The organism is Enterococcus sp. 3H8_DIV0648 (assembly GCF_002140655.1).
Taxonomy (GTDB): Bacteria; Bacillota; Bacilli; order Lactobacillales; family Enterococcaceae; genus Enterococcus_A; species Enterococcus_A hulanensis.
On the sequence record NZ_NGLG01000001.1, the window covers coordinates 1247208 to 1257092 of the forward strand.

The 9885-nt window shown below is 40.0% G+C and carries 7 protein-coding genes; 1 reads left to right on the plus strand and 6 read right to left on the minus strand.

Translation table 11 applies throughout. The features are described 5' to 3' along the window. Positions 1-18: 18 nt before the first annotated feature. The 3 genes from A5875_RS05715 to nifJ form a co-directional block, all read right to left on the minus strand. Positions 19-1020 carry a CdaR family protein gene (locus A5875_RS05715; RefSeq protein ID WP_254911847.1) on the minus strand — a complete coding sequence of 334 codons (1002 nt, stop codon included), beginning with the start codon at positions 1018-1020 and terminating at the stop codon, positions 19-21. Between the two features lie 73 nt (positions 1021-1093). Beyond that, positions 1094-1978, minus strand: coding sequence for a diadenylate cyclase CdaA (gene cdaA / locus A5875_RS05720; protein WP_088932727.1), 885 nt, complete (start codon positions 1976-1978; stop codon positions 1094-1096). A 216-nt stretch (positions 1979-2194) separates the two neighbouring features. Then, positions 2195-5866, minus strand: coding sequence for a pyruvate:ferredoxin (flavodoxin) oxidoreductase (gene nifJ, locus A5875_RS05725; RefSeq protein WP_088932728.1), 3672 nt, complete (start codon positions 5864-5866; stop codon positions 2195-2197). Positions 5867-6117: 251 nt separating this feature from the next. Here nifJ and A5875_RS05730 point away from each other — a divergent pair, with 251 nt between their 5' ends. Next, entirely contained in the window at positions 6118-6633 is a 516-nt protein-coding gene (locus tag A5875_RS05730; protein WP_088932729.1) for a thioredoxin domain-containing protein, read from the plus strand. A 20-nt stretch (positions 6634-6653) separates the two neighbouring features. Here A5875_RS05730 and whiA read toward each other — a convergent pair whose 3' ends face one another. The 3 genes from whiA to rapZ form a co-directional block, all read right to left on the minus strand. After that, positions 6654-7589 (minus strand): DNA-binding protein WhiA, encoded by a 936-nt coding sequence (whiA, locus tag A5875_RS05735; protein WP_088932730.1) that lies wholly within the window; start codon positions 7587-7589, stop codon positions 6654-6656. 413 nt (positions 7590-8002) lie between these two features. Continuing rightward, the gene (locus tag A5875_RS05740) at positions 8003-9001 is read right to left on the minus strand and encodes a gluconeogenesis factor YvcK family protein (protein ID WP_088932731.1); all 999 of its coding nucleotides are present in this window, start codon (positions 8999-9001) and stop codon (positions 8003-8005) included. Continuing rightward, positions 8998-9885, minus strand: a complete 888-nt coding sequence (gene rapZ / locus A5875_RS23560; RefSeq protein ID WP_088932732.1) for an RNase adapter RapZ — start codon at positions 9883-9885, stop codon at positions 8998-9000. Before rapZ ends, A5875_RS05740 begins: the two co-directional genes overlap by 4 nt.

Consider the following 9885-nt stretch of genomic DNA (forward strand, 5'->3'; position numbering starts at 1 on the left):
TATATTTCCCTTCTTCATCTAGTTAGTAGATTGATTTGTCGGCTCTTCTTCACTGTTGGCTACTTTAGTAGAGCTTGTTTCAGAAGTTTTCGAGGCTCCGCCCGAACTTCCTGCAGCTTCAGTTGTCGACGAACTAGAATGATTTGTACTGCTAGTTTCTGATTCCTGGGACTTCTTAAATACCGGTGTCACTTGTGCGCTCACCGTTTTAGGATTCACTTGATAATCTCCTGACACTGGTACGTCAATGAATTTTTTAACCGTCCCTTGAATTTGACTTACATCGACTGGAATGCCGATACTGTCTATTTGATCAATTACTGACTGCACGCCGGTAATTGTTGCCTTTGTTCGATTCAAATCAATTTTGACACTTTCCACTGTTGAAGGCAGGTCACCTTCTTGAATCGGGTAAAGTGAAACTTCCTTACTGGGTGTCTGAATCTCAAAGTTTACCGTCACATTTTGTGGGTCAGATTGAATCGGCAACGCTTCTCCGCTAGCATTCAATGCTTGAACAGGTGCTTGAATACTCTCTTGATCCGTTGTCAATTTACTGCTGTCCACTGAAGCAACGACGCGATCAATCTCTTTCATCGTATTTTCGCCAGTAGTGATTTCGACTTTTTCTGGCTGAGTAGACATCTCGCCGATTTTCAATCCATTACTGCTAGTTGTACTGCTTAAAATCGGTGATACATCAAATTTCTTTTTAACTTTCTTTTCGATTGTCACGGAAATCCGCTCAGGTTCAATCGTTGCAAAAAGCGAACTTGATAAGTTCTTGGTTTTCAAACGAACTTCGTGTGTCCCAGAGGATAAATTCGTCAAATCTGCAACAACACTAAAATCCCGAGTATCCGGATCAATCTCCTTATTCAATTGAATCCGATTTGCTCCGCTTAACTTGACCGAAACATTTGATGAAAAACCATGAACAAAATATTGATCCGAATCATAAAGAACATTGATTGGTACGTTTTGAATGGATTCCTCATAACTGGTTTCGGAAGAAATCAAACGGCTAAAATTTTGACTATTAACATTAAAAAAATCAGCATATAAGGTGCATTGCTTTTTTTGAATTTGATTCTCATTTTTGTCCTCCTTTGGTCAAACCTTCCAAAAAGGTTTGCAGAAGACTCTTTTTGCCAGCATTTTTTTCATCCGGCAGTAATTCTCTGCGCATCACAGCCAAATATTCTTCTTGTGACAGGTCATGCAGAAAATCATTGTTCAAGGTAATACTGACTCCGCCTGTTTCCTCAGAAACAATGAACGTTAGAGCATCGCTGACTTCACTAATCCCCACTGCTGCACGATGCCGCGTACCAAATTCCTTTGGTATCAGCATACTATCAGAAAGCGGCAAGTAAGCTGAAGCAACTGCGAGTTTTCCATTTTTGACAATAACAGCACCATCATGTAACGGTGTATTAGGTATAAAAATGTTGATTAACAACTCTCCGGTAATATCCGCATCCAAATCAATCCCAGTTTCGATATACTCCTCTAATCCTGTAAAACGTTGTATCGTTACTAGTGCACCGATTTTTCTTTTTGACATATACTGAATCGCTTTGTCAAAAGCTAGGATCATCCGCTCATCATCACGCTCTTCTTTCTTCGATGTTTTAAAGAAAGAACTGCGACCTAAATGCTCCAGACCGCGTCGAACTTCTGGTTGAAAAATAACGATCGCTGCAATCACACCGTAAGTGATAATTTGGTTCATTAACCACGATAACGTGTGCAGACCGATCAGCTCAGCCACAATTCGAATCCCAATAAAAACCGCCACACCTTTGATCAATTGAACGGCTTTTGTTCCGCGAACAAGTTCAAACAAACGATAAATCAAAAACCAGACAACAAATATATCTAAAAGGTTGACGATGATATCCCAAGTTGAAAGGTTCTCAGAAAAAAAGCTAAGCCAGTATTCCGGTTTGAATAATTCAATTAGACGATTAGGCATAGATAACCTCTCTTTCTATCCAAAATTCTCTACAATTATACCACAGTGGTACAGGTCTAGCATAAAATTTAAGAAGGAAAGGAGCCTTAATAAACTAAGACTCCTAACTCTTAATACTAATTTCAATTTCTCGAGATAATAAACATAATATTTTAGCTTTCTAGCATTTCCTGTTCTTACTAAAACGTGTTTGTAACAGGTGCGACCTGTTTAAAGTTATTTGTTGCGTTTTTCAGCACGAGCAGCTCTGCGGGCGGCACGTCTTGCTTCCGCTTCCGGGTCAGCTTTGCGTTCCCTTTTTGGTTTTGCTCCAGCAGTTGCTTCGTCTGATTCTACTTTAGTCCCTTCAAGTTTGGCCCGAATTTTTTCTTCTTGACCTGCTAAGCGAGCATAGTTATAAAAACGTGTCTGCGCATCATTCACTGTTTTTTGGTATAGTCGCTGCGCATCATCTGGCTGGATTCTTTCAAGTGCCGAAAAACGTGTTTGTTGTTTCATAAATCCAATCATATCGTCAAAGTTCGGCTTTTTGTAATCTAATGTCATTGGATTTTTACCCTTTTCACGTTGAAGCGGATTGTAGCGATACAGTGACCAGTATCCTGAGTTTACAGCATCCTTTGCTTCTTGGAGCGTTTTACTCATACCGCCGCGTAAACCATGGTTAATGCATGGTGTATATGCGATAACTAGTGATGGACCAGGGAATTTTTCAGCTTCGTCTAGCGCTTTGATTGTTTGCATCTGGTTGGCACCTGAAGCAATTTGTGCCACATAAACATTGCCGTAGGTCATCGCCATCATTCCCAGGTCTTTCTTAGATTGATACTTACCGCCTGCGGAGAATTTTGCAATAGCTGAAGCAGGAGTAGCTTTGGACGTTTGACCACCAGTATTTGAGTATACTTCGTTGTCCATAACTAAGATATTTACATCTGCACCGCTGGCTAAAATATGATCAATTCCACCGAAGCCGATATCGTAAGCCCAGCCGTCACCGCCGAACATCCATTGACTTGTTTTAACAAAGAGATCACGATTGTCATAAATTTCTGCCAGGTCTGGATCTGATAATCCTTCTGCTTCAAGAGCCGCTGTTAATTTAGTCGCCCGTTGCTGTGTGCCATCTGATTCAAACATATGGTCCATCCAATCTTCCATCAGCTCCCGCAAGTCATCAGAAACAGTTCCTAAAACATCATTGATTTTATCGGCTAACTCTTTTCGCCGTGTTTGATTGGCTAAGAACATCCCATAACCGTATTCTGCATTGTCTTCAAATAACGAATTCGACCAAGCAGGACCCTGCCCTTTATCATTCGTCGTATAAGGACTAACCGGTGCTGCTGCTCCCCATATGGAAGAACAGCCAGTCGCATTTGCAATCATCATACGGTCACCAAACATTTGAGTCATTAATTTCACATATGGTGTCTCGCCACAGCCAGCACAGGCTCCCGAAAATTCTAATAAAGGTTGATTGAATTGCGAGCCTAAAACCGAATTCGTTTTTGCTGGATTTGCTTTTTGCTTCAAGGTCATTGAGAAAGCCCAATTAATCGCCTGTTCTTTTTCTTCTTCATAAGGCTTCATAACTAAAGCCTTACCTTTAGCAGGACAAGCCTCAACGCACAAACCACAGCCAGTACAATCTTCAACTGAAACTTGAATACGATATTTCAAGCCATCAGCTCCGCGCATTTCGCGAACGATGTACCCTTCTGGAGCTTCTTCTAACTCCTCTTCATCTGCTAAGAACGGACGAATCGCCGCATGAGGACAAACGAATGAGCATTCATTACACATCGTACAACGATCGCTGATCCAATGAGGAACCTCTAGAGCGATACCGCGTTTTTCAAACTTCGCAGTGCCTGTCGGAATCGTCCCATCAGTCATTCCATTTGCCACAAGATCGTTAACAGTTAAATCATTCCCACGTTGCGAATTGATTGGTTCAACAATCTGCTCCACGTATTGAGAAACTGGGGACTTACGAACTTGTGATGGAACTTCGACGGTTCGCCAAGCTTCCGGAACCTGAACTTGATGTAATAATTCAACCGTCTGATCGATCGCAGCGATATTTTTCTCAACAATTTCCAAGGATTTACGCCGATAGCTTTTATCGGCTTCTTCCTTCAATATCTCTAATATTTCATCAAACGGAATAATACCTGTCAGGCTAAAGAACGCCGTTTGCATAACTGTATTGATCCGCGAACCAAGTCCCACTTCCATCGCTAATTTTACAGCATTAATTGTATAAAATTTTATATCGTTTTCAGCAATGTAACGCTTCATTTTGGCAGGTAATAATTTATCGATCTGCGCATCATTCCACATCGTGTTCATTAAAAAGATTCCGCCTGGTTTCAAACCCTTCAATAAATCATAGGTATGAATATAGGCCGGCGTGTGGCAGGCGATAAAGTCGGCACTTTCAACAAGATAAGTCGAACGAATCGGCGTATCACCAAAACGCAGGTGAGAAACCGTTAATCCGCCAGATTTTTTAGAGTCGTAGCTAAAATAGCCTTGAGCAAATTTATCGGTATGATCACCAATGATCTTGATTGCTGATTTATTTGCACCGACTGTTCCGTCAGAACCAAAACCCCAGAATTTTGCTTGAAAGGTGTTTGGGTTGGTCAGGTCAAGTGTCCCCTTAGTTTCCAACGACAGATTGGTTACATCGTCAGTAATCCCGATTGTGAAGCGCTTCTTAGTTAGCTTTTTATCTTTTATAAGTTCATCGTATACAGCAATAATTTGATCAGGAGTTACATCTTTTGAGCCCAAACCAAAACGGCCACCGATAATTTTAGGTCGAACATCTGCTTCGTACATCACGCCTTGGATATCTAGTAAAAGCGGCTCGCCATCGGCCCCCGGTTCCTTTGATCGATCTAAGACAGCGATCGACTTGACTGTATTAGGCAATTTTTCTAAAAAGTTTTCAGTTGGAAATGGACGATATAAATGGATGTTTAAAAAGCCGACTTTGCGACCATTTGCATTTAAATAATCGACTGTTTGTTCGATCGTTTGCGCAACAGACCCCATTGCTACAATGACCTCTTCAGCATCATCCGCACCATAATAAGTAACTAAATCGTAATTAGTTCCACGTAGTTTGTTGATCTCGAACATATATTTTTGCACGATTGCTGGCAGTTCATCGTAATAGCGATTCACTGTTTCTCGTTGTTGGAAATGGACATCCGGATTTTGATTCGTTCCGCTGATTGTTGGATGATTTGGATTCATACTGCGTTTGCGAAACTCTCTTAACTTTTCTTGATCAATCAATGGAGCTAATTCTTCGTAATCTAATACTTCCACTTTTTGAATTTCATGACTCGTACGGAAACCATCGAAAAAGTTCATGAAAGGAAGACTGCCCTCGATAGCCGCTAAATGCGCTACCGCTGATAGATCCATTACTTCCTGAACACTGCTTTCTTGCAGCATCGCAAATCCTGTTTGACGAGCAGCCATTACGTCACCATGATCACCAAAGATATTTAAGGCATTTGTTGTAACCGCTCGACTGGCAACATGAAATACGCCCGGCAACAACTCTCCTGCGATTTTATACATGTTCGGAATCATCAATAATAAGCCTTGCGAAGCGGTATAGGTGGTCGTTAACGCGCCCGTTTTCAATGCGCCATGAACCACACCAGCAGCTCCAGCCTCCGATTGCATTTCTGTGATTGAGACAGGTTGTCCAAATATATTTTTCTTCCCTTGCGAAGCCCATTGATCCACAAGTTCAGCCATAGTTGAGCTAGGAGTGATTGGGTAAATTGCAGCTAACTCTGTGAATCCATATGAAATATAGGCTGCTGCTGTATTTCCATCCATCGTTTTTGTCTTACGCATGTTTTTCCTCCTTAATATTTAGTAGCTTTTTCCTATAGAAAAAATTACTATTCTAACGTGTAATACCATTTATTTTTATGTGATCCTTTTCAGAATAAAAAACTTAAGATATTTATAACAACGGACTTATTATAAACGAACCTCCCTTAATTTCAAACACGAGTTTCAGTATTTTTAACTTATTTAAATGAAAAGAGTTTGTTTTCTTAAAAATTTTTTGTACACTGGTAAGAGAAAGGACGTGTTTTCTCATGGATATTTCTGTTATAAAAGCAAGTTTGGTCAATGACTTTAATGGCATCAAAATCGGTTCAGATACAGCACCAAAGCGGCTGATTGAGTTTATCAATCTTCGGTGTCCTTACTGCAAGCAATGGTTTGAAGAATCTTATGACACTTTAGATCAGGCAGTCGCCGAAGGAAAAATCCAGCGCATTATCAAATTATTAGATAAAGATAAGATTAGTTTGCAACGCGGTAACGTCATGCACGAGTACATTGATGCTGATCCTAAAAAAGCCCTGATTCAGATTCAGCAGGCTTTCGAAACACAAGAAATTTGGCAAGATTTTGAACTAGAGGCGGTTGCTAACTACGCAGAAAAAACATTGTATTTCTCCCAACAAGCAAATCAAACCCTACAGGGAGAAATTCGCAACGAAGCTGAACAGGCAAATATCAAGTTCGTTCCAACCGTTATATTAGGCGACCATATTTTTGATGAGTCAATTGATGAAGCTACATTAAAAACTTATATCTCAGAATAAATAGAAAAACCGTTTGAGACTCAAACGGTTTTTTTGCGCAATTTATCTGCAAAATCATTGATTTTTCGTATCCGATGGTTGATCCCCGATTTAGAAATCGCTCCAGACGGGATCATCTCTCCCAATTCCTTTAAGCTGATTTCTGGATTTTGAATCCGCAATTCTGCAATTTCTTGCAACTTCTCAGGCAATGATTGTAATCCGACAGTTGCTTCAATAAAATGAATATTCTCAATCTGTTTAGAAGCTGCATCAATCGTTTTATTCATATTAGCTGTCTCGCAATTGACTAGTCGATTAACCGAATTACGCATGTCTCGGACAATTCGAACGTCTTCAAACTTCAACATTGAATTCGTTGCGCCGATCAACGTTAAAAAGTCAGCAATTTTTTCCGCACCTTTTAAATAGGTGATGTACCCGTTGCGTCGTTCCAGCGTTCGCGCATTGAGATCGAACAGATTCAGCAAATCGCAAATATCTTGATTATGTTCCTCGTAGATCGAAGAAATCTCTAAGTGATAACGACTTGTTTCAGGATTATTAACCGAGCCCGAAGCTAAAAAAGCTCCTCGCAAATATGCCCGTGTTTTTTCATCAGATTGTTTTACTTCATTCGATATGTGGGATTGAAACATCATTCCATCCATAATATCCAAATCTAATAATATCTTCTGTGTTTCTTGCTTCAATCGAACAATGTAAACATTATTTTTCTTTAATTTCATTTTTCGGCGTACCAATAACTCGCTGCGCACTCCATAATGTTCCTTCAACAAAGTAAAAATCCGACGAGCAATCGCCGCATTTTCAGTTTGGACATTTAAAATAAATTGATGATTACTCAAGCTTAGCGAACCATTCATACGTATCAAAGCGGCCAGCTCAGCTTGTGCGAGATTCTTTTGAACTGCCAGACCCGTTAGCTCTTTTTTTACTTCTGCTGCAAAAGACATGACGAGCCCTCCTTTTTCATAATAAAGACTTAATTTTTCTAGAGAAAAATTAGGTCTATTTTCAAGTCGTATACCATTCCACTAGTTATCTCGCATGACTATCTATCAGCTGTCTCTTATACACATCTAGATGTGTATAAGAGACAGGTGGAACTGTCATCCTTTTTCATAATAAAGACTTAATTTTTCTAGAGAAAAATTAGGTCTATTTTCAAGTCGTATACCATTCCACTAGTTATCTCGCATGACTATCTATCAGTTCTGCGTGAAAATATTATTCGTTGTTTGAATAAAAAAGTGGAACTGTCATCCTTTTTCATAATAAAGAACTAATTTTCTTTGACAAAAATTAGTTCTAATTAAGACTACATAACTATATTTTTCTTCCGTCAATCAGATGAACTGAAGATTTTTTAAATTTTTGCGCCGAATACGATTCGGAACAACTCATCTACAACCTTATCGCCATCATGAAAAACACCGCCATCACGCAATTTCAAAAAATCAGTTGAAACGACACGACAGCCCTCATCTCTCAGACCATTAAAATCATGGGTAACCTGTACCAAGTACTCGTCATAGATTTCAGGATCCATATAACCTTCAGGAACTTTTTCTGTATTGACCAAAACGGTGTCGATAAATTTGCTTTCAAGGTGCTTGTGCAGAACTCGAATATGATCTGCATCGCTAAAATGCTCTGTCTCACCTTTTTGAGTCATGATATTGCAAATGTAGACCACTTCTGCCTTAGTCGTACGGACTGCATCGCCTAATTCCTCAATCACTAAATTAGGGAGGATACTAGTAAACAATGACCCCGGACCTAGTACGACCATATCTGCTTCATGAATAGCATTAACAACTTTACGTGCTGCATGAACAGCTTGCTCACCATTTTTCTCTGTAACATAAACTTTTTCAATCGTTTTGCGATCAATAGCAATTTTTGACTCGCCTACCGCACTCGTTCCATCATCGAAATCTGCATGCAAAACTAACGGTGTTTCCGAAGAAGGATAGATGTGTCCATCGACATGCATCATCATCGAAAGCAATTGAATAGCTTCATAGGTGCTATTGCGCATTTCTGATAAAGCCGCAATCAGGAGATTTCCAATCGTATGATTCGCTAAAAATTTGTCATCCTCATGAAAACGATATTGAAATAAATCTTCATATAGTTTTGGCATGTCTGATAAAGCAGCCAATACATTTCTCAAGTCGCCTGGTGGTGCCATATCGATCGAATCACGCAATTCACCGCTGCTGCCGCCATCATCTGCGACAGTCACGACTGCTGTAATATCTGCGCTTTGGTTCCTCAGGCTTTTCAAAATAACCGGCAGACCAGTTCCCCCGCCAATCACCACGATTTTAGGTTTGCGGATACGGTATGTTTTCATTTTCATGAACGATTCACCGTCTCTTTCCGCTTATCTTTATCACGATGGGTGATGTTCACTTTATAATCAGCTTCTTTAATAGCTTTACCCACACGCTCAGTCAGGGCAACTGAGCGGTGCTGACCACCTGTACAACCAATAGCGATGGTTAATGAACTTTTCCCTTCTTTGATATAACCTGGCAAGATATCCATTATTAGCCGTACAAAATTTGTATAAAAACTTTCCGTTTCAGGAAACGACATCACATAATCATAAACAGGCTTATCTAGCCCTGTTTGCGGACGCAGCTCTGGAATATAATGCGGGTTTGGTAAGAAGCGTACATCCATGACGATATCAGCATCAATCGGCAGCCCATATTTAAATCCAAAGGAAACAACTTCCACGTGGAAACCTACATCATCTTTTTGCTTAAATGATTGATTGATTTTTTCCCGCAGCTGACGCGGTGTCAAATCGGTTGTATCAATCATTAACGTTGCGCGATTTTTTAGATCTTCCAAAATCGCACGTTCTTTTCGTATCCCCTCTGTAATCATACCGTCCATTGCAAGCGGATGAGAACGACGCGTCTCTTTATAACGAGAAACCAGCTCCTCATCAGAACAATCTAAAAACAGGATACTTGTATCGATAAATCCGGTATTTTCGATCTCTATCAACATTTTTTGAATGTCTTCGAAAAATGAACGGGACCGTAGATCAACAACTAAGGCAATTTTTGTTACCTTTCCAGACTCACGAATTAATTCCCAAAATTTTGGAATTAAACCTGGGGGCATATTATCTACACAAAAATACCCCATATCTTCAAAACTTTGAATCGCAACAGTTTTCCCCGCGCCACTCATACCAGTAATGACAACTAAATGTAAACTCTCTGTCAT

What these genes read in the sequence shown, in the direction of transcription:
- whiA (WP_088932730.1), bottom strand. Translation starts at nt 7,589, where the DNA reads ATGTCTTTTGCAGCAGAAGTAAAAAAAGAGCTAACGGGTCTGGCAGTT.
- rapZ (WP_088932732.1), bottom strand. Translation starts at nt 9,885, where the DNA reads ATGACAGAGAGTTTACATTTAGTTGTCATTACTGGTATGAGTGGCGCG.
- A5875_RS05730 (WP_088932729.1), top strand. Translation starts at nt 6,118, where the DNA reads ATGGATATTTCTGTTATAAAAGCAAGTTTGGTCAATGACTTTAATGGC.
- cdaA (WP_088932727.1), bottom strand. Translation starts at nt 1,978, where the DNA reads ATGCCTAATCGTCTAATTGAATTATTCAAACCGGAATACTGGCTTAGC.
- nifJ (WP_088932728.1), bottom strand. Translation starts at nt 5,866, where the DNA reads ATGCGTAAGACAAAAACGATGGATGGAAATACAGCAGCAGCCTATATT.
- A5875_RS05740 (WP_088932731.1), bottom strand. Translation starts at nt 9,001, where the DNA reads ATGAAAATGAAAACATACCGTATCCGCAAACCTAAAATCGTGGTGATT.